Origin of the sequence: Kluyvera sp. 142486 (genome assembly GCF_046569695.1) — a bacterium.
In the GTDB taxonomy this organism is placed as follows: domain Bacteria; phylum Pseudomonadota; class Gammaproteobacteria; order Enterobacterales; family Enterobacteriaceae; genus Kluyvera.
Map to the genome: position 1 here is coordinate 1 of NZ_JBKHUI010000012.1, position 25,153 is coordinate 25,153.

A 25,153-nucleotide genomic window follows, 5' to 3' on the forward strand; every position below is an offset into this window, starting at 1 on the left:
TTTTAACAAATCAAAAGGGGTTTTAATAACTGGCTTAAAGCTGAAAGCTTTCCGGAACCCCCAGCCTAGCTGGGGGTTTTCTGTGCACAAAAAAACGGGAACCCACCGGCTCCCGTTTATCACGAACCCAGCGAGTGGATTACATGTTTTCGATGATCGCGTCACCAAACTCTGAACATTTCAGCAGTTTAGCGCCTTCCATCAGACGTTCGAAGTCATAGGTCACGGTCTTGTTGTTGATAGCGCCTTCCATACCTTTAACGATAAGGTCAGCCGCTTCGAACCATTCCATATGACGGAGCATCATTTCTGCGGACAGGATGATAGAACCTGGGTTCACTTTGTCCTGGCCTGCGTACTTCGGTGCCGTACCGTGGGTCGCTTCGAACAGTGCGCATTCGTCACCGATGTTCGCGCCCGGTGCAATACCGATACCGCCAACCTGAGCTGCCAGCGCATCGGAGATGTAGTCACCGTTAAGGTTCATACAGGCGATAACGTCGTATTCAGCTGGACGCAGCAGGATCTGCTGCAGGAACGCATCGGCGATCACATCTTTAATGATGATCTCTTTGCCGGTGTTTGGGTTCTTAATTTTCTGCCACGGGCCGCCGTCGATCAGTTCGCCGCCGAATTCTTCGCGAATCAACTGGTAACCCCAGTCTTTGAACGCGCCTTCGGTGAACTTCATGATGTTACCCTTGTGAACCAGGGTCAGAGAGTCGCGGTCGTTGGTGATAGCGTATTCAATCGCCGCACGCACCAGACGCTTGGTCCCTTCTTCGGAGCACGGCTTGATGCCGATACCGCAGTGTTCAGGGAAGCGAATTTTCTTCACGCCCATCTCTTCGCGCAGGAATTTGATCACTTTCTCAGCGTCAGCAGAGTCAGCTTTCCATTCGATACCCGCGTAGATGTCTTCAGAGTTTTCACGGAAGATGACCATATCGGTCAGTTCTGGGTGTTTAACCGGGCTTGGGGTGCCCTGATAGTAGCGAACCGGACGCAGACACACGTACAGGTCAAGCTCCTGACGCAGCGCAACGTTCAGAGAACGGATGCCGCCGCCAACTGGCGTAGTCAGAGGGCCTTTGATTGCAACACGGTAGTCGCGGATAAGATCCAGCGTTTCTGCTGGCAGCCATACGTCCTGGCCATAAAGTTGGGTGGATTTTTCCCCGGTGTAAATTTCCATCCAGGAAATTTTACGCTCGCCTTTGTAGGCTTTCTCAACAGCGGCATCAACCACTTTCAGCATTGCTGGGGTGACATCAACACCGATACCGTCGCCTTCAATAAATGGGATAATCGGATTGTGTGGCACATTCAGCTTGCCGTCTTTCAGGGTGATTTTTTGACCTTCCGCCGGAACAACTACTTTGCTTTCCATTCACCTCTCCTTCGAGCGCTTCTGGTGTGCTCGTCATCCTTTACGCCACAGGTTCTTGCCGCTACTACGCCCACTCCACTTATCCCGTTTAGGTATAGCCTGGAGATGCACTGTCTTACCGTCTTCCTGCAACACAAAGAGTTAGAGCATTTTGTTAATGTTTTGTAATAAGCCTGTCAATACTACCTGATTGTTTGTCGCCATGAAAGACTCTCGTTATTAGGCTATAATGCGCGAATCTATAGAGCCTGAAAATACTATGATTAAGACTTCATTTAGAAAAAACCAGCTTGAGCGATTCAGCTCACGACAAGCCACCAGGGCGCGTAAAGATAACCAACCAAAACGCGTTATTCTGTTCAATAAACCCTACGATGTGTTGCCGCAATTTACCGACGAAGCAGGACGTAGCACGCTAAAAGATTATATTCCTGTGCAAAATGTCTACGCCGCAGGCCGCCTTGACCGGGATAGCGAGGGGCTACTGGTGTTAACTAATGACGGCGCGCTGCAGGCCAGACTCACGCAGCCGGGTAAGCGCACCGGGAAAATTTACTACGTGCAGGTTGAGGGTGAACCGACGCCGGAAGCCATTGAGGCACTGCGTAATGGCGTGACGCTGAACGATGGTCCCACCTTACCCGCCGGTATTGAGCGAGTGGACGCGCCGGAATGGCTATGGCCGCGCAATCCCCCAATCCGTGAGCGCAAAGCTATTCCAACCGCATGGCTGAAGGTCACGCTCTATGAAGGACGTAACCGTCAGGTGCGCCGGATGACCGCCCACGTAGGTTACCCAACGCTGCGGTTGATTCGCTATGCGATGGGCAGCTATACGCTGGATGACCTGAAAAACGGCGAATGGCGCGATGCCGCTGCATCGGCCGCAGAGCGCGGCTAACACCGCGCTCGCCGGAAAAGCCCGTTCAGGAAATATCGGGCACAATGATGTTCTTATATTTCTCCAGCACCGGTGCGTTAGCGTCTGACGGGTTTTGCAGTTGCCACAGGTTACGCGTGATCCCGTCATTCACCAGATAGATGACCCCGGTTTCAATCGCCGACATCAGGCAGAGCATCACCGGCTCATTCACCGTATAACCCACCTCACCTTCCAGGATGCGCTGATAGTCGATATAGCGGAAGATCCCCGCCTGGAACTCATAGGAGAGGATCGTTTTACTGGTATTTACCGATGAAAGCACCTCCCCGGTACCGACGTTTACCACGCGCAGGTTCACCGCGATTTGATCAAGCTGGTACTGCGTGCTGGCGCCGATACCAAAATAGCGCGCCCCTGCCCCACCCGTTTTCACGTTGCTTTCATAGCCGATAATCGACCCTTCGATCAGGATATTCGCCGCCACCAGCGACGGCAGTTGGGTGCGGTTATTCACCGCCACGGTGCCGTTCTCCTGCGCTGCACGAATAATTTTGCGTTCGTTGAGCAGGTTTTGCAGCCCCTGACGTTCAAGGGGAATAAACCAGTTGGAGTCTTTTAACGCCGACACCAGCATGGCGGTGGCGCTTTGCGGTACGGACGTTGAGAAGTTACTGGCCGGATAGGGTTTAAACTGCCCGGTTTCATCCTGAATGTTATAAACCGAGACAAACAGCTTGCCCTTCGGCGACGGTAAATGCGTGAGATCCTGGTAGCTTTGCGATCGCGGTAATAGCGTCGGTTTCGCGGCCTGTTTAGGGGGAGAGGTAATACAGCCCGTAAGCATGAACAGGCTAATAAAAATAACCACTGCGCCAGCTATATTTTTCATTTCTACATCTCGCCACGGAGGTGATTAATTTGATGAAACACTGTTCAGACCGTCAACTTCGATGGTTGAGGATTTCCCGGTTTTACGATCGAGAATATTCATCAGGAGCCGGCCGTCGACATTTTTAATATCAACAATAAAATCATTGGTCACTAATCGCCCCGGTTTACCGCTGGAGACATTTCCCATTAGGCTACCCAATAATTGCGACTGAACAGCGGAAGAAAAGTTATCTAATGCCGACGTTCCCGAAACGGCTCCCCAATCATAAGCATTAGGATCTTTATAAGAGTTCTGCGCATTCGCTTCTGAAAGTAAAAATGCACCGTTATTGGGATTACCGCCAAAATTAGGGTTAATAAACTGGAAGGTTAAATTTCCAGCATGAACAGAAGTCGATAGCAAGCCGATGCTAAGCATCACAGAAAGCACTTTCATCGTACGCTCCTAGAATTCGTCGTGGGTCAAATCACCGGTATTTAATAATGCTTTGTTAATGGCTCTTTTCGATACAGAGTCATAAACAGCAGCGATAGCCATTGAGACTTGTTTATCAAAGTCTTTTTTACTTGGAAATAAAAAAGTCTGATATAAAACATCCTGGTCGATTTTAATGGTTATCCAACTACCCCAGCGCGCGCTGGGGCGTTCATTAATTGTGATAGCCGCAGGGTATTCCGCCTCCCAGTGGGTGGTGAATGCACGATAAAAATCATGCCCGACCCGCGTAATAGTGTTATCGGTAACCAGACCCGGCACTTCGACTTCAGCTGGATAACTGGCGTGCGATACCATCAGCATCAATATTGATGCTGTAATACGGAATAAATATTTCATAACTATCGCCTGAGATTTTCGTTAGCCCAGGAGACGGCCTGCGTTCTGTTTTTAACCGCAATCTTGCGAAAGAGATTATAGAGATGCGTTTTCACCGTATTTTCACTGATGAACAGCAGCCTGGCGATCTCCACGTTTGAAGCGCCCATCCTGAGCTTATTCAGGATATCCTTTTCACGCTGCGTCAGCCCGCTGGTATCGTCATGATAACGGTAACTACCTGATTGATTAATAAGATAACTGGTGAGGTCGTGAGGGAAATGGCAGCCGCCTTTCTGCACGTTGCGGATGCCTTCAATCAGGGTGTGTTCATCAACGGATAAGTAGAATACCGCGCTGATCCCCGGCCAGCTCTCCACTTCGTGGAAGGCGTAATCATCCGGCATATTGATCAACAGGACTTTGACTTTATCGCGTAACCGCCGCAGCTCCGTTTGCCAGAGTAAATTCCGTTTTTTATCCGACTCGCTTAGGTCAAAAAGCACCAGCAATCGCTCTGCTTTCAGCTGATCGAGCGATTTTAAAATATTCTGGGTTTTGACATTTATCGTTAACGAACTTCTGAGTTGATGTACCAGGGCAGTGGCCTGCAATGAAGGCCGGGTTATTAGCATTAACGCATCATTATTCACCGCTTCTATTTCTATCGGCATTATGAAACCCCATTCCGCTTGCTGCTCGGAACAAGCTCTCTTTCTGATATGCATAAAAAATGCATATCAAGAAAGAGGTGCTGTTCTGTGTAGTTGCTGATATATAAGTATGACAATAAAGGGAAAATGGACGCACAATTGGCGCTTGTTTCCAGGAAGTGCTGCAATACTGTTCAATCTAGACATTGCCATTTTTATCGCAAGGATTATTTGTGTTTCAAATTGTAACAAGATCATGTCAGTTTATTTCAGCCTGATTTCACCTTAATGCTGATTTTACTACAAAAAATAGCGGAATTGTTCTTTGGCAAAATTCGGGGATTAGCCTCATAGATACATCGTATTTTATGCATGATATTGCCAGACCCACCAAAAAAGGCAGTGGGTGTAAATGAGACCTGACATTATTTGTCATAGAAATGGCAGGTTTTGCAGGAGGTGTAAACCAATACGTACTGATCGTATAAGAACACATCCCGGTAGCATCCCGCACGCACCGAGCCCCACCACGAGCTTCCCCCCAAAAACTCATACTAACGACTGACGTGATTTTTCAAAATACGCAATTCAGGCGAAAAAATTAGTTTCTTCCCTCCGACATACTCAAGCCATAAATCAGCGCAGCCAATTATTCAAAAGCAGGTTATTGGTGCGCCGATTTAACTCCTGACTTTAACCGTTGGTTAAATCAAGGTGCCATTATGAAACAGTGGTTTTTATTAATACCCGTATTGGGTTATTCCTGTCTGGCAACTGCTGGAGGGGATTTAGCGGGCTCAGAATTCTCCGGGCTGGATAAATTCCATCAGGGCTACGATAAAATTGCTATTACTGGTCAACAAGGCAGTGGAAATTTCGCCGCTATTACTCAGTCTGGCAGTCATTTATTTGGCTCAATTTCGCAGTTTGGTGGACATAATGCCGCAACGTTAAGCCAAAGTGGCTTTAATAATCGCGCGGCGCTGGCTCAATACGGCAATAGTAATACTGCCAATGTTACCCAATCAGGGACGAATAACTCCGCAATATTAGTGCAGGCAGGCACGGGTAATCAGGCAGATATTACGCAAACGGGTTTTGATAACTTTGCGGAAATTGTCAACAAAGGCAACGGCAATATTACGCAGATTAATCAAACGGGCACAAACCGCAGCGCGGGCGTTGTGCAAAACTCGGCAGGAATGGCAATTCGCATTACCCAAAATTAGCAAGCGGTACGGGTGAGTTAACTATCGATAAACCTATGGGGTATCTTCATGAAAACGTGGAAAATTGTTGTTTTTTCAGCATTGTTCGTCTCGGGTTCAGCGCTGGCCTCCGGTAGCCATTCAGGTGGCGGCGGCCCGTCAGAATTCCCGCAGTACAGCAGCCCGACGCTGCCTCAGGTCGGTAACTGGGATGCCATGATCCATGTCTACCAGTCTGGCAATAGCAACGGCTCGAGTGCAGTGCAAAGCAGCGCCTACAAATCGAAAATCGACGTACACCAGGGCGGCAGTAACAACACCTCGGTGGCCAACCAGACCGGCGATCGTAGCCTGACCAGCATCAACCAGGCGGGTAACAACAACTACTCTACGGCGGTACAGACCGGCGACAGAAGCTCGATTGAAGTGAAACAGACCGGCAGCTACAACGGCTCAACCGTGGGCCAGTCTGCGCATGACGCGATGGTGCTAGTCTCCCAGAGCGGTTGGTACAACAACAGCAACGTTAATCAGTCGTACAATAACTCGCTGACGATTGTGAACCAAAGCGGTAACCACAATAACTCGTACACCTCACAGCAATAACACTACAGCCGGATGAGCCTCTCATCCGGCTGATTTTACTCACCAAAAGGAGGCTTCTATGCATCTGCTGCTTATCGCCGCCGCCCTTAGCAATCAGCTCTGGTTTGATACCCAACAGCAGGCCGATGCGGTCGTTATTACCCCGATGGTCACATTGGCCGACGATTGCCAGTGCCAGTTAACCGTAAGCGTCATTCATCAAGGGACGTCTGGGCAAAGCTCCAGTAGCCAGCGCGGTAGCATTACGCTTGAGGGGAAAAAGCCGCAGTCGCTGGCCAGCATGACGCTGACGCTGCCGCCGGGAGAATGGGCGCAGGTGACCGTCACCCTCAGCAACCGCCAGGGGATCATCGTGCAGCAAAGCTGGCAATCGTCGGCGCGAGTTTGATTTCCCCCTCTTCTTCTTTATATCCTTATCTTCTTTCTCGCTCGATAAGGATGCCGCATGTTCAAGCCACACGTTACCGTCGCCTGCGTGGTTCACGCTGAAGATAAATTTCTGGTCGTTGAAGAGACCATCAACGGCAAAGCGCTCTGGAATCAGCCCGCGGGCCACCTTGAGGCAGATGAAACGCTGGCCCAGGCCGCTGAACGCGAGCTATGGGAAGAGACCGGTATCCGCGCTAAGCCACAGCATTTTCTCCGAATGCATCAGTGGCAGGCCCCGGACAACACGCCGTTCCTGCGATTCCTGTTTGTCATTGAACTCGACAGTATCTGTGCGACCGAACCGCACGATAGCGATATTGACCGCTGTTTATGGCTCAGCGCCGACGAGATTTTGCAAGCCAACAACCTGCGTTCCGCGCTGGTAGCCGAAAGTATTCGTAGCTATCAGCAGGATGCACGCTATCCGCTGTCATTAATCGGCGAATTTAACTGGCCGTTTACAGAGGGTGTCAAGTAAAGGGCCGCGTGATAGAATATGCCGCCTTGAAGTCCAATGTCGTGAGTATTCCAATGTCAGAAAGCCAGAAAAAAGTGATCGTCGGTATGTCCGGCGGTGTTGATTCCTCCGTTTCCGCCTACCTGTTACAACAACAGGGCTATAAGGTGGAGGGCCTGTTCATGAAGAACTGGGAGGAAGATGACGGCGAGGAATACTGCACTGCGGCGGCGGATCTGGCCGATGCACAAGCGGTATGCGATAAGCTCGGCATTGAGCTGCACACCGTGAACTTTGCTGCCGAATACTGGGATAATGTATTTGAGCTCTTCCTGGAAGAGTACAAAGCGGGCCGTACGCCGAACCCGGATATCCTGTGCAACAAAGAGATCAAATTTAAAGCCTTCCTCGAGTTCGCTGCTGAAGATCTGGGCGCTGATTACATCGCCACCGGCCACTACGTGCGCCGCGCGGATGTTAACGGCAAAAGCCAGCTTCTGCGTGGCCTCGACGGCAACAAAGACCAGAGCTACTTCCTTTATACGCTGGGCCACGAACAGATCGCACAGAGCCTGTTCCCGGTCGGCGAGCTGGAAAAACCGCAGGTGCGTAAAATCGCCGAAGAGCTGGATCTCATCACCGCGAAGAAAAAAGACTCTACCGGTATCTGCTTTATCGGTGAGCGTAAATTCCGCGAGTTCCTCGGCCGCTACCTGCCGGCGCAGCCGGGCAAAATCATCACCGTTGACGGCGAAGAGATCGGCACCCATCAGGGGCTGATGTACCACACGCTCGGTCAGCGTAAAGGTCTGGGTATTGGCGGGACCAAAGAAGGGACGGAAGATCCGTGGTATGTGGTCGACAAAGACGTTGAAAACAACGTGCTGGTTGTCGCCCAGGGTCACGATCACCCGCGCCTGATGTCCGTTGGTCTTATCGCGCAGCAGCTGCACTGGGTTGACCGTGAACCGGTCACCGGCACGTTCCGCTGCACCGTGAAGACCCGCTATCGCCAGACCGATATCCCGTGCACCGTCACCGCGCTGGATGAAGGTCGTATTGAGGTTCGTTTTGAAGAACCTGTTGCCGCAGTCACCCCAGGTCAGTCCGCTGTGTTCTACAACGGGGAAATCTGCCTGGGTGGCGGCGTGATTGAGCAGCGCCTGCCGCTGCCAGTGGAATAAAGCCCTGCTTCGATAGGGTACAACGCACTCTGGCCCGCGCTACGTCGCCGGTCAGGTGCCAACAAGGAGTGAGCGTGGCGAAGAATTACTATGACATCACCCTGGCGCTGGCCGGCATTTGCCAGTCAGCCCGTCTGGTGCAGCAGCTAGCCCATCAAGGGCACTGCGACGGCGATGCGTTACATGTTTCGCTGAACAGTATTATCGATCTCAACCCGGACTCTGCGCTGGGCGTCTTCGGTGGCAGTGAAGCCAATCTTCGTCTCGGCCTTGAAACTCTGCTCGCGGTGCTGAACGCCAGCAGCCGTCAGGGTCTGAACGCAGAGCTGACCCGCTATACCCTCAGCCTGATGGTGCTGGAGCGCAAGCTCGCCGCCGCCAAAGGGGCGATGGATATTCTGGGCAACCGTATTGCCGGACTGCAACGCCAGCTCGACCATTTTGATTTACAGTCAGACACCCTGCTGAGCGCGATGGCGGGTATTTATGTTGACGTGATTAGCCCGCTTGGCCCGCGAATTCAGGTGACCGGCTCCCCTGCCGTGCTGCAAAGCCCGCAGGTGCAGTCTAAGGTCCGCGCTTCGCTGCTGGCAGGTATCCGCGCCGCGGTGCTGTGGCACCAGGTGGGCGGTGGCCGTCTACAGCTGATGTTTTCTCGTAATCGCCTGACCACTCAGGCCAAACAAATTCTTGCTCATTTAACCCCGGAGTTATGATCTATGGAATTATCCTCACTGACCGCCGTTTCCCCTGTCGATGGACGCTACGGCGATAAAGTCAGCGCGCTGCGCGGGATTTTCAGCGAATATGGTTTGCTGAAATTCCGTGTACAAGTCGAAGTACGCTGGCTGCAGAAGCTGGCCGCACACGCAGCCGTCAAGGAAGTTCCTGCTTTTGCTGCCGACGCAAACGGTTTCCTTGATAGCATCGTGGCAAACTTCAATGAAGAAGACGCGGCGCGCATTAAGACTATCGAGCGCACCACCAACCACGACGTGAAGGCGGTTGAGTATTTCCTGAAAGAAAAAGTCGCGTCTGTGCCTGAGCTGCACGCCGTGTCGGAATTCATTCACTTTGCCTGCACCTCCGAAGACATCAACAACCTGTCCCACGCGCTGATGCTGAAAACCGCGCGCGAAGAAGTCGTGCTGCCGTACTGGCGCAAAACCATCGACGCCATCAAAGATCTGGCCGTTCAGTATCGCGACATTCCGCTGCTCTCCCGTACTCACGGTCAGCCGGCAACGCCGTCAACCATCGGTAAAGAGATGGCGAACGTCGCCTACCGTATGGAACGTCAGTACCGTCAGCTGGAGCAGGTTGAGATCCTCGGCAAAATTAACGGCGCAGTTGGCAACTACAACGCCCACATCGCCGCCTATCCTGACGTTGACTGGCACCAGTTCAGCGAAGAGTTCGTCACCTCTCTGGGCATTCAGTGGAACCCGTACACCACTCAGATCGAGCCGCACGACTATATCGCCGAGCTGTTTGACTGCATCGCGCGCTTCAACACCATTCTGATCGACTTCGATCGCGATGTGTGGGGCTACGTTGCGCTCAACCACTTCAAGCAGAAAACCATCGCCGGTGAAATCGGCTCTTCCACCATGCCGCACAAGGTTAACCCAATCGACTTCGAAAACTCCGAAGGCAACCTGGGCCTGTCCAACGCCGTGCTGCAGCACCTGGCAAGCAAGCTGCCGGTTTCCCGCTGGCAGCGTGACCTGACCGACTCCACCGTGCTGCGTAACCTGGGCGTGGGTATTGGCTATGCGCTGATCGCCTACCAGTCCACCCTGAAAGGCGTGAGCAAACTGGAAGTGAACCGCGATCGTCTGCTCGACGAACTGGACCACAACTGGGAAGTGCTGGCTGAGCCAATTCAGACCGTGATGCGTCGCTACGGTATCGAAAAACCGTACGAGAAGCTGAAAGAACTGACCCGCGGCAAACGCGTGGATGCCGAAGGCATGAAGCAGTTCATCGACGGTCTGGCGCTGCCGGAAGAAGAGAAAACCCGTCTGAAAGCCATGACGCCAGCGAACTATATCGGCCGCGCCATCACCATGGTTGACGAGCTGAAATAATCCCGCTCTACCCCTCCTTCTTCCTGAAGGAGGGGACTTTTCCGCCAATTTAGTTAATGTTTATCTCCATAAGCTCATAATCGCGTTAAACTATTCACGTAATTTATTTAATGGAGAAACAGCATGCGCGTACTCGTCGTAGAGGACAACGCTCTGTTACGTCACCACCTGAAAGTTCAGCTCCAGGAAATGGGCCACCAGGTGGATGCCGCAGAAGATGCGAAGGAAGCAGATTATTACTTAGGCGAGCATATCCCGGATATTGCGATTGTTGATTTAGGCCTTCCTGATGAAGACGGCCTGTCGCTGATCCGCCGCTGGCGCAGCCACGATATTTCGCTGCCTATTCTGGTGCTCACCGCGCGTGAAAGCTGGCAGGATAAGGTGGAAGTGTTGAGCGCGGGCGCCGATGACTACGTGACCAAGCCGTTCCATATTGAAGAAGTGGCGGCCCGTATGCAGGCGCTGATGCGTCGTAACAGCGGCCATGCTTCGCAGGTTATCTCACTACCGCCGTTCCAGGTTGACCTCTCCCGCCGCGAACTCTCCATTAATGACGAGGTGATTAAGCTCACCGCGTTTGAATACACCATTATGGAAACGCTGATTCGCAATAACGGCAAAGTGGTCAGTAAAGACTCCCTGATGCTTCAGCTCTATCCCGATGCGGAGCTGCGCGAGAGCCACACCATCGACGTACTGATGGGCCGCCTGCGCAAGAAAATTCAGGCTCAGTATCCCCAGGACGTGATTATCACCGTTCGCGGTCAGGGCTATCTGTTCGAACTACGTGAATGAAGAGCTTACGTCGGCATTTCCTGCCGCTGTCGCTGCGGATGCGTTTCCTGCTGGCGACGGCTGCGGTGGTTATCGTGCTGTCGCTGGCCTACGGCATGGTGGCACTGGTCGGTTACAGCGTCAGCTTCGATAAAACCACCTTCCGTCTGCTGCGCGGTGAGAGCAACCTGTTCTATACCCTCTCCAAATGGGAAGACAACGCGCTGCACGTCGATATCCCCGAAAATCTCAATATGCAGGGCCCCACGGTTGCGCTGATCTATGACGATCGGGGCAAACTGCTGTGGCAACAAAAAGATCTGCCGTGGCTGGTGGAAAGCATTCAGCCCGAGTGGCTTAAAGGCAACGGTTTCTATGAGGTAGAAGCCGATGCTACCGCGAGTAGTACCCTGCTGCGCGACGATCATGAGATGCAAAAAGAGCTGACCGAAATGCGCCAGGAAGGCGATGATTCGGAGATGACCCACTCAGTGGCCGTCAACAGCTACCCGGCCACCAGCCTGATGCCCGCGCTGACCATCGTGGTAGTCGATACCATTCCGATTGAGCTCAAACGTTCCTATATGGTCTGGAGCTGGTTCTCCTACGTGCTTGCCGCCAACCTGCTGCTGGTGATCCCGCTACTGTGGATTGCGGCCCACTGGAGCCTGCGACCCATTGCCGACCTCACCCGCGAGGTTCGCGAGCTGGAGGAGCATCACCGCGAGCATCTGAACCCCGACACCACCCGCGAGCTGACAAGCCTGGTGCGTAACCTGAACCGGCTGCTGAAAAGCGAGCGCGACCGCTATGACAAGTATCGAACTACGCTCACCGATTTGACCCACAGTCTGAAAACCCCGCTAGCGGTGCTGCAAAGCTCGCTGCGCTCACTGCGCAGTGAAAAGATCAGCGTCAGCGAGGCCGAGCCGGTGATGCTGGAGCAGATAAGCCGCATCTCGCAGCAGATTGGCTACTACCTGCATCGCGCCAGCATGCGTAGCGATAGCACTCTGCTTAGCCGCGAGCTTCATCCGGTCGCCCCGCTGCTGGATAGCCTGACGTCAGCGCTCAATAAGGTCTATCAGCGTAAAGGGGTTAACATCACTCTGGACATTTCGCCGGAGATCTCCTTCGTCGGTGAGAAGAACGACTTTATGGAGGTGATGGGTAATCTGCTGGACAACGCTTGCAAGTACTGCCTTGAGTTCGTTGAGGTCTCCGCCCGCCAGACCGATGATTATCTGCATATCTTTGTCGAAGATGACGGTCCGGGCATTCCGCACAGCAAGCGCGATATCGTATTTGACCGCGGCCAGCGTGCCGACACGTTACGCCCAGGACAAGGGGTTGGCTTGTCGGTGGCCCGCGATATCGTTGACCAATATGACGGCCAGATCATCGCCCACGAAAGCCTGCTCGGCGGCGCGAAAATGGAGGTTCTTTTCGGCCATCAGGATCTGGACAGTCACGAAGGGTAAATAATGTTTCCGTAGCAGAGTAGTTTTGTGAATACGATGTATAATCCGGACATACATCTGCTGCGGAAATATCAATATGGAATACCACTTAACGTTAAACTGGCCCGATTTTATGGCGCGCTACTGGCAAAAACGCCCGGTGGTGCTGAAACGCGGCTTCGCCAACTTTATTGACCCTATTTCACCGGATGAACTGGCTGGTCTGGCGATGGAAAATGAAGTAGATAGCCGGCTGGTGAGCCACCTTGATGGCAACTGGCAGGTCAGCCACGGTCCTTTCGAAAGTTACGATCACCTCGGTGAAAGCAACTGGTCGCTGCTGGTTCAGGCCGTTGACCACTGGCACGAACCTTCCAGCGCGCTGATGCGCCCGTTCCGCGCCCTCCCCGACTGGCGCATTGACGATCTGATGATCTCCTTCTCGGTACCGGGCGGCGGCGTAGGCCCGCACGTCGATCAGTATGACGTCTTTATCATTCAGGGTACCGGCCGTCGTCGCTGGCGCGTAGGCGAGAAAACCGCGCTCAAGCAGCACTGCCCACACCCGGATCTGCTGCAGGTGCAGGCGTTCGAGGCGATCATCGATGAAGAGATGGAGCCCGGCGATATCCTCTATATTCCACCAGGATTCCCGCACGAAGGCTACGCGCTGGAGAATTCACTCAACTACTCCGTAGGCTTCCGTTCACCAAACAGCCGCGAGCTGATCAGTGGCTTTGCCGACTATATTCTGCAGCGCGACCTCGGCAGCCAGCACTACAGCGACCCGGACGTACCTTCGCGCGATCACCCGGCAGATCTGCTGCCGCAGGAAGTGGATCGTCTGCGTGACATGATGCTGGGGATGATCCAGCAGCCGGAACATTTCCAGCAGTGGCTGGGCGAGTTTATCAGCCAGTCGCGCCATGAGCTGGATATTGCGCCGCCGGAGCCGCCTTATCAGCCGGATGAGATTTACGATGCGCTGCAACAGGGCGACATGCTGCAACGCCTGGGCGGCCTGCGGGTGATTCGTATTGGCGATGACTTCTTTGTTAACGGCGAGAAAGTCGATTCACCGCATCAGCAGGCGCTGGACGCGATGGCGGGCAGTATTATGCTGGAGAGCCAGCATTTTGGTGAGGCGCTGGACGACCCATCCTTCCTGGCAATGTTGGCCGCGCTGGTGAACAGCGGGTATTGGTTTTTCGCAGAATAGATAATGCGTAGGCCGGATAAGGCGAAGCCGCCATCCGGCAGAACGACGCACATTGCCGGATGGCGGCTTCGCCTTATCCGGCCTACAAAAAACCCGGCGCATATATCAGCCGGGTTTTCTTTGCTGACTAGCCGCGTTTCGCCGTCAGCTCCGCGATGCGCACAATCACCTGCACCGCTTTCTCCATCCCTTCCAGGGTCACAAACTCGTGCTTGCCGTGGTAGTTATAGCCGCCGGTAAAGAGGTTCGGGCACGGGAGTCCCATAAACGACAGTTGCGCACCGTCAGTGCCGCCGCGAATCGGTTTGAGATCCGGCTCGATGTCGCAATCGCGCATCGCCTGCTGGGCAATATCCAGAATATAAGGATGATCGGCCACCTTTTCGCGCATATTGTAATAGCTGTCTTCAATAATCAGCTCAATATAGCAATCCGGGTGCAGACCTTTGCCCACCTTCTTAGCAATCTCCATCATCTTGCGTTTGCGCGCTTCAAACTGCTTACGGTCGAAGTCGCGAACGATGTAGTGCATCTCTGCGCGATCCACCGAACCTTTGATGCTGGTGAGATGATAGAAACCTTCGTAGCCTTCGGTGGTTTCCGGGCTCTCGTCGGCCGGCACTTCCGCGTGAATGCGGGCCGCCAGCGACAGTGCGTTGACCATCACCCCTTTCGCGGTACCCGGATGCACATTGTTGCCGACAATCTTGATGGTAATAGAGGCAGCGTTGAAGTTCTCAAACTCCAGCTCACCCACGCCACCGCCGTCCACGGTATAGGCCCACTGGGCATTAAAGGCTTCGACATCAAAGTGCTTCGCCCCTTTACCAACCTCTTCATCCGGGGTAAACGCCACGCGAATATCGCCGTGCGGGATGTTTTTCTCTTTCAGCACCGCCAGCGCGGTCATGATTTCGGCAATACCGGCTTTATCATCGGCACCGAGCAGCGTTTTGCCATCGGTGGTGATAAGCGTTTGCCCCAGCAGCTGATGCAGCACCGGGAACATCACCGGCGATAGCACTTCATCACCGATACCCAGCGCGATATCACCGCCGCGATAATTTTCAACAATTTGCGGATTGACGTTTTTACCGCTGAAATCCGGTGCGGTATCAACATGGGAGATAAAACCGATCGCTGGAATATCGCCGCTGACGTTCGCCGGGAGGGTGCCCATCACCGTTCCCTTCTCGCTTAGCGTGACGTTAACCAGCCCCATTGTTTCCAATTGCTCTTTGAGCAGATGTAAGAGTTTCCACTGCCCTTCGGTACTCGGCACCTGACGCACGCCGGGCTTCGACTGTGTGTCCAGTGAAACGTACTGCAAAAAACGCTCAAGCAATTTATCCATGTAGCCACCCTCACTTTTTGTGACAACATTATCAATAAGCAGGAAAACACAAATATTGCGTCAGGTCACTTTTAGCCCGGCAAAGGCCATTTTTTTCATCAATTCGTCGCTAATCATCAGATATACCTAAGGTAGCTTAGACAAGGATTGGCGATTGGGTATCGTTTGCCGTAGAATGCCAGCCCTTATTAATAAATATCAGACCTCTAAACGTCTAAAGGTGGATAACCACAAACCCCGCATCGGTAAGCCATCCGGTGTGTTGACATGGGACAGAGTAAGAAATTGAATACAAAATCGCGTTCGCTTTCACCGCTGGTGCAACTGGCGGGAATTCGCAAAGATTTCGATGGGAAAACGGTCATCTCCGATCTGAACCTGACCATCAATAACGGCGAGTTCCTCACGCTGCTTGGCCCCTCTGGCTGCGGTAAAACAACCGTTCTTCGCCTTATCGCTGGGCTGGAAAACGTCGATGCCGGGACAATCCATCTGGAGGACCAGGACATCACCGACGTGCCTGCCGAAAACCGCCACGTCAATACCGTGTTCCAGAGCTACGCGCTATTCCCGCATATGACCGTTTTCGATAACGTCGCCTTTGGCCTGCGGATGCAGAAAACCCCGGCAAACGATATCAGCCCACGGGTTCACGATGCGCTGCGTATGGTGCAGCTTGAAGAGTTTGCCCAGCGTAAACCGCACCAGCTCTCCGGCGGGCAGCAACAGCGCGTCGCCATTGCCCGCGCCGTGGTCAACAAGCCAAGCCTGCTGCTGCTCGATGAATCCCTCTCCGCGCTCGACTACAAGCTGCGTAAGCAGATGCAGAACGAACTGAAAGCGCTGCAGCGTAAGCTTGGCATCACCTTCGTGTTCGTCACCCATGACCAGGAGGAAGCCCTGACCATGTCCGACCGTATCGTGGTGATGCGCGACGGCAAAATTGAGCAGGACGGCACGCCGCGCGAAATCTACGAAGAGCCGAAGAATCTGTTTGTGGCGAGCTTTATTGGCGAGATCAACATCTTCAACGCCACCGTTATTGAACGCCTCGACGAGCTGCGCGTGCGCGCCAGCGTCGAAGGCCGCGAATGCAATATTGACGTCAAATTCCCGGTCACGCCGGGGCAAAAGCTTAACGTTCTGCTGCGCCCGGAAGATCTGCGCGTCGATGAAATTCACGACGGCACCGAAGTCGACGGCCTGATTGGTTACGTACGCGAGCGTAACTATAAAGGCATGACGCTGGAGTCAGTGGTTGAGCTTGAGAACGGCAAGATGGTGATGGTCAGCGAATTCTTCAACGAAGACGACCCCGACTTTGACCACTCGTTAGATCAGAAAATGGCGATTAATTGGGTAGAAAGCTGGGAGGTTGTACTGGCTGATGAAGAGCACAAGTAAGTTCCAGAATGTGGTGATTGCCACCATCGTCGGTTGGCTTGTGCTGTTCGTGTTCCTGCCCAACCTGATGATCATCATCACCAGTTTCCTGACGCGTGATGATGCCAACTTCGTCCAGATGGTCTTTACCCTGGACAACTACACCCGGCTGCTTGACCCGCTGTACGCCGAGGTGCTGCTGCATTCGCTGAACATGGCGTTTATCGCGACGCTAGCGTGCCTGGTGCTGGGCTATCCCTTCGCCTGGTTTCTGGCGCGTCTGCCGCATAACGTGCGCCCGCTGCTGCTGTTTTTGCTGATTGTGCCGTTCTGGACCAACTCGCTGATTCGCATCTACGGGCTGAAAATTTTCCTCAGCACCAAGGGCTATCTCAACGAGTTCCTGCTGTGGCTGGGCATTATTGATACCCCTATCCGCATCATGTTCACCCCCAGCGCGGTGATTATCGGCCTGGTCTATATCCTGCTGCCGTTTATGGTGATGCCGCTCTACTCCAGCATTGAAAAGCTCGATAAACCGCTGCTGGAAGCGGCGAAAGACCTCGGTGCCAGCAAGCTGCAAACGTTTATCCGCATCATTATTCCGCTGACCATGCCGGGGATTATCGCCGGCTGTCTGCTGGTGATGCTGCCAGCGATGGGGCTGTTCTACGTCTCTGACCTGATGGGCGGTGCGAAAAACCTGCTGATTGGTAACGTCATCAAGAGCCAGTTCCTCAACATCCGCGACTGGCCGTTCGGTGCGGCCACCAGCATTACGCTGACCGTAGTGATGGGGCTGATGCTGCTGGTGTACTGGCGCGCCTCGCGCCTGCTGAATAAGAAGGTGGAGCTGGAATGATCGGTCGACTGCTGCGCGGCGGCTTTATGTCCGCCATTTACGCCTATCTCTACATCCCGATTATCATTTTGATCGTCAACTCGTTTAACAGTTCACGCTTCGGGATCAACTGGCAGGGCTTCACCACCAAATGGTACAGCCTGCTGATGAACAACGACAGCCTGTTACAGGCGGCCCAGCACTCGCTGACGATGGCGATTTTCTCCGCCACCGCCGCCACGCTGATTGGCTCGCTCACCGCCGTAGCGCTGTACCGCTACCGCTTTCGCGGCAAGCCGTTCGTCAGCGGCATGCTGTTTGTGGTGATGATGTCGCCGGATATCGTGATGGCGATTTCTCTGCTGGTGCTGTTTATGCTGCTCGGCATTCAGCTTGGTTTCTGGTCGCTGCTGTTCTCGCATATCACCTTCTGCCTGCCGTTCGTCGTGGTCACCGTCTACTCGCGCCTCAAAGGCTTTGACGTGCGCATGCTGGAAGCGGCGAAGGATCTCGGAGCCAGCGAACTGACCATTCTGCGCAAAATCATTCTACCGCTGGCGTTACCGGCAGTGGCCGCCGGCTGGCTGCTAAGCTTTACCCTGTCGATGGATGACGTGGTGGTATCGTCGTTCGTGACCGGGCCGAGCTATGAAATTCTGCCGCTGAAGATCTACTCAATGGTGAAAGTTGGCGTTTCACCGGAAGTGAACGCGCTGGCGACGATTTTGCTGGTGCTGTCGCTGGTGATGGTGATTGCCAGCCAGCTGATTGCACGAGATAAAACCAAGGGCCTGAAGGTCAGGCACTAAACTCAGGGGACGTAAAATGAAAAAATGGTCACGCCACCTGCTCGCGGCAGGTGCTTTAGCGCTCGGTATGAGTGCGGCCCACGCGGACGATAGCAAAACGCTCTATTTCTATAACTGGACGGAGTACGTGCCGCCTGGACTTCTGGAACAGTTCACCAAAGAGACCGGCATCAAGGTTATCTATTCGACCTACGAGTCGAACGAAACCATGTACGCCAAGCTCAAGACTTACAAAGACGGTGCCTACGATCTGGTGGTGCCGTCGACCTACTTTGTCGACAAGATGCGCAAAGAGGGCATGATCCAGAAGATCGACAAAAGTCAGCTGAGCAACTTTAAGAACCTCGACCCGGAGATGCTCAACAAACCGTTCGATCCGAACAACGATTACTCGATCCCGTATATCTGGGGCGCCACGGCGATTGGCATCAACAGCGATGCGATTGACCCGAAAACCGTCACCAGCTGGGCTGACCTGTGGAAGCCAGAGTATAAAGGCAGCCTGCTGCTGACCGACGATGCCCGTGAAGTGTTCCAGGTCGCGCTGCGTAAGCTCGGCTACTCCGGTAACACCACCGACCCGAAAGAGATTGAAGCGGCCTACAACGAGCTGAAAAAGCTGATGCCAAACGTGGCGGCGTTCAACTCCGACAACCCGGCTAACCCGTATATGGAAGGCGAAGTCAATCTGGGGATGGTGTGGAACGGCTCGGCGTTCGTGGCCCGTCAGGCCGGTACGCCGCTGGAAGTGGTGTGGCCGAAAGAAGGCGGTATCTTCTGGATGGACAGCCTCTCTATTCCCGCCAATGCCAAAAACAAAGAGGGCGCGCTGAAGCTGATTAACTTCCTGCTGCGCCCGGACGTGGCAAAAGAGGTGGCGGAAACCATCGGCTACCCAACGCCAAACCTGGCGGCGCGTAAGCTGCTGAGCCCGGAAGTCGCTAACGACAAATCGCTCTACCCGGATGCCGAAACCATCAACAAAGGCGAATGGCAAAACGATGTTGGCAGCGCCAGCACGCTGTACGAAGAGTATTACCAGAAGCTGAAAGCGGGACGTTAATTTACAGGCCCGCTAGCCCGGCAGGCATCGCGCCGCCGGGCTACACCAGCGCTATCTCCGCCGAAAAATGCATCTCCTCCCCCGCACTCAGCAACACCAACCCCGGCTGTCCTTCCATCGAGTGCGCATCAACCGGATGGCTTTGCGGTTCAAGACAGACAAATGATTCACCGGGCGGGTGATACAACATCAGCCAGGGCGTACGGGCCGTCAGCTGCACCGTCATGTCCGATCGTCGTAGCGTCGCCACGCCGCCCCAGCCGGAATAGCCCACATTTTGCCAGCGGTCGGCAACCGGTGCGGGCCGATTAAAGTCGGCGTCTTCAGGCAGCGTGGGCTGCCATCGTTCAGGCAAATGCCGTTTCCCTTCCGGCCAGTAGCCCGCGGAAGAGAAGGTCAGCGTCGTATCGCTATCGAGGGTAAAGAACGGATGGATTCCCGTGCCATACAGCATCGGTTTAATCCCGCGATGACGCAGCGTTATCGCCACCTGCAAAGCAGTTTCTACCAGCGTATAGCTCAGCTCGGCGTGATAATCGAACCCGCAGCGGTGCCGTTGGCTCAGGGTCAGAACGCAGCGTTGCGCCGTCTGTGATATCACCGTCCAGCGGCTTACCCAGCCGTCGCCATGCAGGAAGAAGTCATTATCCGCCGGGGAGTCCGGCAGCATCACCCACTCTCCCGCCAGCATAAAGCGATTATCCCGCACCCGGTTTGCCACGGGGAGCATGGGAAACAGCGCCACACCATCCGGCCGAGCGCCCTTCCCTGGGTGCAGCAGCGGCTGGCCGTCAGCCACCCGCTCCAGGCTCAGTACCGCGCCACCTTGCGGGGTAATGCGCATCCGCAGATACGCATTCTCAAGCAGCAGTTCGGTCATCAGTGCGCTCGACCGGTGTTGGCTGCCGTTGCGCTTTTCTGGTGGCTCGCCGCCAACTGTTCTTCCAGCGCCTCCAGGGTCACGCCTTTTGTCTCTGGCACGTTACGCAGGATGTAGAGATAGCCCAGCGCGCAAATGATGCCATAGAGCGTGAAGCTGCCCGCCGCGCCCAGACCGGCATTGAGCAGTGGGAAGGTGTAAGTCAGCAGGAAACAGGCTACCCACAGCCCCAGCGTTGCCAAAGACATCGCCAGCCCGCGCACGCGGTTAGGGAAAATCTCCGCCAGCAATACCCAGGTGACCGGCGCCAGCGTCAGGGCGTAGATGGCGATCGCCGCCAGCACCAGCAGCAGCACCGGCCACCCCATAATGCCCAGCGCATAGGCCCCGGCAATCAACGCGTAGATAACCGTTAAACCGCTCGCCCCCAGCAGCATCAGCTTGCGACGCCCCAGTTTATCCACCAGCGGCAACGCGGCGATGGTGAAGACCAGGTTGATAATCCCGGTGGCGACTATTGATTTCAACGTACCGTTGATATCAAACCCGGCGGAGGCAAAAATCTCCTGTGCATAGTTGAAAATCACGTTGATACCGCACCACTGCTGGAAGATAGCCAGCACGATGCCCATAATCACCACCGGTTTAACCTGCGGCTGTAACAGCGTAGAAAAGGCGACACGCTGGCTATCTTTCGCCAGCGTATGGGCGATATCGTTCAGGGTACGGCTGGCATATTCCGGCGAACCAATACGCTCCAGCATCTGACGGGCGCGGGACTCTTTCCCAGCCTTCATCAGCCAGCGCGGCGATTCCGGTACGATAAACAGCAGCAGTAAGAAGGCGACCGCGGGCAGTAATTCTGCGCCAAACATCCAGCGCCAGCCCATTTGCCCGTTCCAGCTCTCGACAATCGCCTGCTGGGTCGCACCAGCGGCTACCGGTTCGGCAATCAGCAGATTCACCAGTTGCGCTGCCAGCACGCCAATGACGATGGTCAACTGGTTGATGGCGACAAAGCGCCCGCGTTTTTCTGCCGGGCTCACTTCGGCGATATAAAGCGGGCTCAGCGCAGAGGCGAGCCCAATCCCGACGCCGCCCACGATGCGATACACCACAAACATGTCAAAGTTGCTGGCCATCGCCGTTCCCCACGCCGAGGCGCTAAAGAGAATGGCCGCAAGGATAAGCGGCAGGCGGCGACCAAATTTATCGGCACACCAGCCCGAAACCAGCGCGCCAAGTACGCAACCGACCAGCGCCGAGCTCATTGCCCACCCGGACTGCGCCGGGTCGGTGATATTAAAGTAGGCTTCATAGAACGGCTTTGCGCCGCCGATCACCACCCAGTCGTAGCCAAATAGCAGCCCACCACAGGCGGCCACCAGGCAGATGGTCCAGACGTACCCCATTTTTAATTCTGTAGCTTTCATGTTGATTTCCTCAGTCGGAAAACGCAGGGTCAGAGTGGCGGGCGACTCATGCCGCCCGCTGTTATGTTATGGCAACAGATCGTGTTTCAACACATGGTGGAACAGATGCGCTTTGTCATGCGCAGGGTTAAGGGTTAGCAGGCGAGTCAACAGCGCCGTGCCGCGTTCACGTTCGCCCAATCCCAGCCAGCCCAACGCTTCAATAAACAGGCAGTGCTGCTGATGCTGCTGGCGGCTATCGCTATCCAGCGCCACCAGGTCCGGCAGAGAGACCGCGAAGAAGTCGCTCTCCGGCGGCGTGTCGCGGTTGGCTTCGGCCCAGGAAATAAAGCTGCGGAAATGCGTTTCGGCCCCGGCGTTATCGCCCAGCGCCCGTCGCGCCATTCCTTGCCAGAAAAGGTAATCGGCAGGCTGGTCGTTGTAATAGCGTCCAGCCTCCAGCACCGATTCGCCGTCACGGGCACGGCTGAAGTAGTACTGCGCCTGCTCATGCTGCCCCGCCTGCGAGGCATAGACGCCCAGCAGATACCAGATATCGTTATCCGTCTGCCCCGGCAGGCGGCCTTCGCCGAGGTTATGCGGATAACGCAGCGCGGCTTCCAGCAACGCGGTCGAACGGCTCGGATCATCCTGCGCTAACGCCCGATGCATCTGGTTGAGCAAATACTGCCCGGTGACTTTCCCCTCCCCGCCTTCCCACGGATGGAAGACGCGGTCACGCAATACCTCGGCGGCGGCATCATAATCACCGTGGGCATGCCACAGGCTGAGCAGCTCAGCGGTGAGATCGTCACGGCGGAAGACCACGCTCAGCCGGTCATTGAGCCGCGACAAACGGGTCTCTACGCTTTCTGCATTCAGCTTCGCCAGACAGTCCAGCTCAAACAGGAAGCGCGCATTTTCCGGCTCCAGCGCTACCGCCTGCGCCAGACTTTGCGCCGCCGCATCGGCGTCGTGCTGTTTGTTCCACTGCCAGATACCCAGCAGACGGTGAGCCGGGGCAAAGGTCGGCTCCAGCGCCAGAGTTTGCTGCCAGCAGGCTACCGCTTCATCGTAGCGGCGCTTGCTGTACCAGAAGCAGCCCAGCAGCCAGATGGCGAAAGGAGAATCCTGGAGCTGTTGCAGCATCTGCACTTCATCCAGCGTATTGGGGAAGCGCACCCGGCGGGCAAAGGCCTGCCGCGCCCGTTGCAGGTTGGCGGCACGATCGTCGCCCAGCGCCGCACGCCACAGCAGCGGCAACGTCTCCTGGCTGTCCAGGACGGCCAGCAGCGTTCGCGCGTCCTCACGCAGGCCTAGCGAGATAAGCCAGCCGGCCAGAATGCTGGCGTTAGTGCCGCGTTGCCCGGTCACCTTAAGCAGCGAGTCGCGATCGGCATCGTCGCCGCGAATAGCCCAGCGTGCGTAATGCAACGGGTAGCTCAGCGGATACTGCGCCAACTGTTGTGCAATCCAGCGCAGCGCTTCGTCTTCACGGCCCAAACGCGCCAGCACCAGCGCTTTCAGCCCCATCGCCAGATTATTGCTGCCGTTAAATTGCAGGCTCTGCTCGACTTTTTTCAACGCGTCAGCATAGTCGCCGCGCTTCATCGCCAGCCGTGCCAGCGCCCAGAAGGCCGCATCGCGACAGTTGCCGCTCCAGCTCGCTTTGTAATAGCTATCCCATGCCGCATCGTCGTTATCCTGACGCTCCAGCGCCGTTGCCAGCAGCCAGCTGGCCTCGCCGTCGCGCGGGTTTTTATTCAGCCGATGCGCCCGCACCAGCGCGGCTTCCGCACACTGCTGCGCCTGCGCCCAGTCGGCGGCATTCAGCGCCAGCGTACCGAGCGCGACGTTATTGCGATAATCGTGAGGGTCGATAGCCAGCGCCCGACGGTAGTAGTCCTGCGCATGGCGGCTGGCGTGGTTGTACTGCTCCAGATGCTGGCCGATGAAATAGAGCTCGTCCGGGTTATCTATCGCTTCCGGCAGCGCTGGGGCTTGCGCCGCGTCCGGCAGCGGTGTCTCCTGCGGGATATGCTCGTCATAGCGCAACAGCGTGGCTCCGGTGGCATCAAGCACCGTCAGCGACAAACGCTGTGGCCCCGGCGACGGCAGCGCCTGCTGCCAGCTCTCTCCCGGCGTTAACGAGATCACGGTCTCCCATTGCGGTTCGCCCTCTGATGCCAGCACAACGCTAACTTCATGTAGCGGAGCCACGGCGTAGACGCCCAGCGTGACAGCGTCGTCACTGCGTTCCAGTTTGATAGCCAGCGTAGTGCTGGCGTTGTGCACCCGACCCAATTCGCCATACGGCAGGAAGTTCTGCACAAATACCTTCTCTTCGAACGGGGCGAGCCAGGTAAAGTCTGGCTGATTATCGGTGTAGACCCCGGTCATGAGTTCAATGTACGGGCCGTTCTCATCGGTCAGGTTGCGATCCCAGGCCTGGCCAAAATCACCGTAGCCCCAGCTCCACTGTTTTTTGCCCGGTGAAACGTGATGGTCTGCAACGTGCAGCAGCCCGCCATGCTCGCCGTGGTGGTAGGCGCCGACAAAGTCATAGTCTGATTTTTCCGCCATATAGGAGGTCGGTACCGGCACGTTTTTATAGCGTGAGATATCCACGCCCGCGGAGTAGTCCACCTTGTAGTAAGTGCCGGTAGCAATCGGGAATGCCGATACGGCGCGCTTGCCGTGGTCGAAAACGGCGGTCACGTCCGGTGGGAAGATGCTCTGGTGATCGTCGCCGCCCTTCACCGCCGGGTTAGCCCACCACAGGAAATGACGCGGAGTGGCGTTGCCGTTAAAGACCTTGCCGGTAATCTCAACGAGCGCCCGGTCTGGATACAGCGTGAAGCCCGCCATCACCTGCAGACCACGCATCGGCTCCACTTCGCCCATCCATACCGTCTGCTCGCCCTGCTTACCCGCCTGGATATTCACGTCAACCGGCATAAAGGTGGTCGGGCGGTGATGCTGCGGCCAGTTAAACTCGATGCCGCCGGAGATCCACGGCCCTAGCAGGCCAACCAGCGCCGGTTTCACCACTTCGTTGTAGTAGACAAAGTCACGCTCACGGACTTTGTCGTAGGCGCGGTGGATACGCCCCCCTAACTCCGGCAGCAGCATCACGCGGATGAAGTCGTTCTCCATCCATACCGCCTGGTAATCACGCATTTCGCGTTCACCGGTCAGGGTATCGATAACGCCATAGGGCCAGACCGCGCCGGAAGATCCTTGATAGACGCGTTTTTCAAGAAACATCGGATTGGGATCTTCGGCTCCGGTGGTCCATGTTGGAAGGGATACGGTTTCTTGCCAAACCTTCACTGCACTGTACATTCGGC

The 25,153-nt window shown here is 55.2% G+C and carries 24 protein-coding genes; 15 read left to right on the top strand and 9 right to left on the bottom strand.

The annotated features are described in order from the left end of the window. Positions 1 to 139 precede the first annotated feature (139 nt). A complete protein-coding gene (gene icd, locus ACLGE8_RS14070) occupies positions 140 to 1,390 on the bottom strand; it encodes an NADP-dependent isocitrate dehydrogenase (protein WP_220440620.1) in 1,251 nt (416 codons plus the stop codon). A gap of 229 nt (positions 1,391 to 1,619) precedes the next feature. Between icd and rluE the strand changes: the two genes are divergently transcribed. Next, a complete protein-coding gene (gene rluE, locus ACLGE8_RS14075; RefSeq protein WP_410999340.1) occupies positions 1,620 to 2,291 on the top strand; it encodes a 23S rRNA pseudouridine(2457) synthase RluE in 672 nt (223 codons plus the stop codon). A gap of 25 nt (positions 2,292 to 2,316) precedes the next feature. On the opposite strand, the gene csgG is transcribed toward rluE, so the two are convergent. From csgG to csgD, 4 genes are read right to left on the bottom strand one after another with little or no spacing between them, the layout of a single operon-like run. Further along, complete coding sequence (gene csgG / locus ACLGE8_RS14080) at positions 2,317 to 3,162, bottom strand: curli production assembly/transport protein CsgG (protein WP_185669981.1); 846 nt, start codon at positions 3,160 to 3,162, stop codon at positions 2,317 to 2,319. 24 nt (positions 3,163 to 3,186) lie between these two features. After that, positions 3,187 to 3,600 carry a curli production assembly/transport protein CsgF gene (csgF, locus tag ACLGE8_RS14085; protein WP_410999342.1) on the bottom strand — a complete coding sequence of 138 codons (414 nt, stop codon included), beginning with the start codon at positions 3,598 to 3,600 and terminating at the stop codon, positions 3,187 to 3,189. Between the two features lie 9 nt (positions 3,601 to 3,609). Next, positions 3,610 to 3,999, bottom strand: coding sequence for a curli production assembly/transport protein CsgE (gene csgE, locus ACLGE8_RS14090; RefSeq protein ID WP_185669979.1), 390 nt, complete (start codon positions 3,997 to 3,999; stop codon positions 3,610 to 3,612). 2 nt (positions 4,000 to 4,001) lie between these two features. After that, positions 4,002 to 4,652 carry a biofilm master transcriptional regulator CsgD gene (gene csgD / locus ACLGE8_RS14095; protein ID WP_185670000.1) on the bottom strand — a complete coding sequence of 217 codons (651 nt, stop codon included), beginning with the start codon at positions 4,650 to 4,652 and terminating at the stop codon, positions 4,002 to 4,004. Between the two features lie 701 nt (positions 4,653 to 5,353). On the opposite strand from csgD, the gene ACLGE8_RS14100 reads away from it, so the two are divergent. The 10 genes from ACLGE8_RS14100 to ACLGE8_RS14145 all read left to right on the top strand — a co-directional run bounded on the left by ACLGE8_RS14100 (position 5,354) and on the right by ACLGE8_RS14145 (position 14,061). Beyond that, complete coding sequence (locus ACLGE8_RS14100; protein WP_333495647.1) at positions 5,354 to 5,860, top strand: curlin; 507 nt, start codon at positions 5,354 to 5,356, stop codon at positions 5,858 to 5,860. Positions 5,861 to 5,908: 48 nt separating this feature from the next. Next, positions 5,909 to 6,445, top strand: coding sequence for a curlin (locus tag ACLGE8_RS14105; RefSeq protein WP_410999345.1), 537 nt, complete (start codon positions 5,909 to 5,911; stop codon positions 6,443 to 6,445). Positions 6,446 to 6,503: 58 nt separating this feature from the next. Further along, the gene (gene csgC / locus ACLGE8_RS14110; protein ID WP_410999347.1) at positions 6,504 to 6,833 is read left to right on the top strand and encodes a curli assembly chaperone CsgC; all 330 of its coding nucleotides are present in this window, start codon (positions 6,504 to 6,506) and stop codon (positions 6,831 to 6,833) included. Between the two features lie 57 nt (positions 6,834 to 6,890). Further along, complete coding sequence (locus ACLGE8_RS14115) at positions 6,891 to 7,352, top strand: NUDIX hydrolase (RefSeq protein WP_410999349.1); 462 nt, start codon at positions 6,891 to 6,893, stop codon at positions 7,350 to 7,352. Positions 7,353 to 7,405: 53 nt separating this feature from the next. Next, positions 7,406 to 8,515 carry a tRNA 2-thiouridine(34) synthase MnmA gene (gene mnmA, locus ACLGE8_RS14120; RefSeq protein WP_035896079.1) on the top strand — a complete coding sequence of 370 codons (1,110 nt, stop codon included), beginning with the start codon at positions 7,406 to 7,408 and terminating at the stop codon, positions 8,513 to 8,515. A gap of 74 nt (positions 8,516 to 8,589) precedes the next feature. Beyond that, positions 8,590 to 9,231, top strand: a complete 642-nt coding sequence (gene hflD / locus ACLGE8_RS14125) for a high frequency lysogenization protein HflD (protein WP_410999351.1) — start codon at positions 8,590 to 8,592, stop codon at positions 9,229 to 9,231. 3 nt (positions 9,232 to 9,234) lie between these two features. Next, positions 9,235 to 10,605 carry an adenylosuccinate lyase gene (gene purB, locus ACLGE8_RS14130; protein WP_410999353.1) on the top strand — a complete coding sequence of 457 codons (1,371 nt, stop codon included), beginning with the start codon at positions 9,235 to 9,237 and terminating at the stop codon, positions 10,603 to 10,605. Between the two features lie 123 nt (positions 10,606 to 10,728). Then, positions 10,729 to 11,403, top strand: coding sequence for a two-component system response regulator PhoP (gene phoP, locus ACLGE8_RS14135; RefSeq protein WP_035896075.1), 675 nt, complete (start codon positions 10,729 to 10,731; stop codon positions 11,401 to 11,403). Next, complete coding sequence (phoQ, locus tag ACLGE8_RS14140; RefSeq protein ID WP_410999355.1) at positions 11,400 to 12,863, top strand: two-component system sensor histidine kinase PhoQ; 1,464 nt, start codon at positions 11,400 to 11,402, stop codon at positions 12,861 to 12,863. Before phoP ends, phoQ begins: the two co-directional genes overlap by 4 nt. A 76-nt stretch (positions 12,864 to 12,939) precedes the next feature. Further along, positions 12,940 to 14,061, top strand: a complete 1,122-nt coding sequence (locus ACLGE8_RS14145) for a JmjC domain-containing protein (protein WP_410999357.1) — start codon at positions 12,940 to 12,942, stop codon at positions 14,059 to 14,061. A 127-nt stretch (positions 14,062 to 14,188) separates the two neighbouring features. Here ACLGE8_RS14145 and pepT read toward each other — a convergent pair whose 3' ends face one another. Next, positions 14,189 to 15,415, bottom strand: coding sequence for a peptidase T (gene pepT / locus ACLGE8_RS14150; protein ID WP_410999359.1), 1,227 nt, complete (start codon positions 15,413 to 15,415; stop codon positions 14,189 to 14,191). Between the two features lie 267 nt (positions 15,416 to 15,682). Here pepT and potA point away from each other — a divergent pair, with 267 nt between their 5' ends. The 4 genes from potA to potD are packed head-to-tail and all read left to right on the top strand — an operon-like array spanning position 15,683 to position 19,511. Further along, complete coding sequence (gene potA / locus ACLGE8_RS14155) at positions 15,683 to 16,819, top strand: spermidine/putrescine ABC transporter ATP-binding protein PotA (protein ID WP_410999361.1); 1,137 nt, start codon at positions 15,683 to 15,685, stop codon at positions 16,817 to 16,819. Then, positions 16,803 to 17,660, top strand: coding sequence for a spermidine/putrescine ABC transporter permease PotB (gene potB, locus ACLGE8_RS14160; protein WP_333495652.1), 858 nt, complete (start codon positions 16,803 to 16,805; stop codon positions 17,658 to 17,660). The genes potA and potB overlap by 17 nt, the downstream gene beginning before the upstream one ends. After that, positions 17,657 to 18,448 (top strand): spermidine/putrescine ABC transporter permease PotC, encoded by a 792-nt coding sequence (gene potC, locus ACLGE8_RS14165; RefSeq protein ID WP_390885190.1) that lies wholly within the window; start codon positions 17,657 to 17,659, stop codon positions 18,446 to 18,448. The genes potB and potC overlap by 4 nt, the downstream gene beginning before the upstream one ends. Positions 18,449 to 18,464: 16 nt before the next feature. Next, on the top strand, positions 18,465 to 19,511 hold the full coding sequence (potD, locus tag ACLGE8_RS14170; RefSeq protein WP_333498557.1) for a spermidine/putrescine ABC transporter substrate-binding protein PotD: 1,047 nt from the start codon (positions 18,465 to 18,467) through the stop codon (positions 19,509 to 19,511). A 40-nt stretch (positions 19,512 to 19,551) separates the two neighbouring features. On the opposite strand, the gene ACLGE8_RS14175 is transcribed toward potD, so the two are convergent. The 3 genes from ACLGE8_RS14175 to ACLGE8_RS14185 form a co-directional block, all read right to left on the bottom strand. Continuing rightward, on the bottom strand, positions 19,552 to 20,394 hold the full coding sequence (locus tag ACLGE8_RS14175) for an aldose 1-epimerase (RefSeq protein ID WP_410999556.1): 843 nt from the start codon (positions 20,392 to 20,394) through the stop codon (positions 19,552 to 19,554). Beyond that, the gene (locus tag ACLGE8_RS14180; RefSeq protein ID WP_410999363.1) at positions 20,391 to 21,824 is read right to left on the bottom strand and encodes a sugar porter family MFS transporter; all 1,434 of its coding nucleotides are present in this window, start codon (positions 21,822 to 21,824) and stop codon (positions 20,391 to 20,393) included. The genes ACLGE8_RS14175 and ACLGE8_RS14180 overlap by 4 nt, the downstream gene beginning before the upstream one ends. Positions 21,825 to 21,890: 66 nt before the next feature. Further along, positions 21,891 to 25,148, bottom strand: coding sequence for a DUF5107 domain-containing protein (locus tag ACLGE8_RS14185; RefSeq protein ID WP_410999365.1), 3,258 nt, complete (start codon positions 25,146 to 25,148; stop codon positions 21,891 to 21,893). Positions 25,149 to 25,153 lie beyond the last annotated feature (5 nt).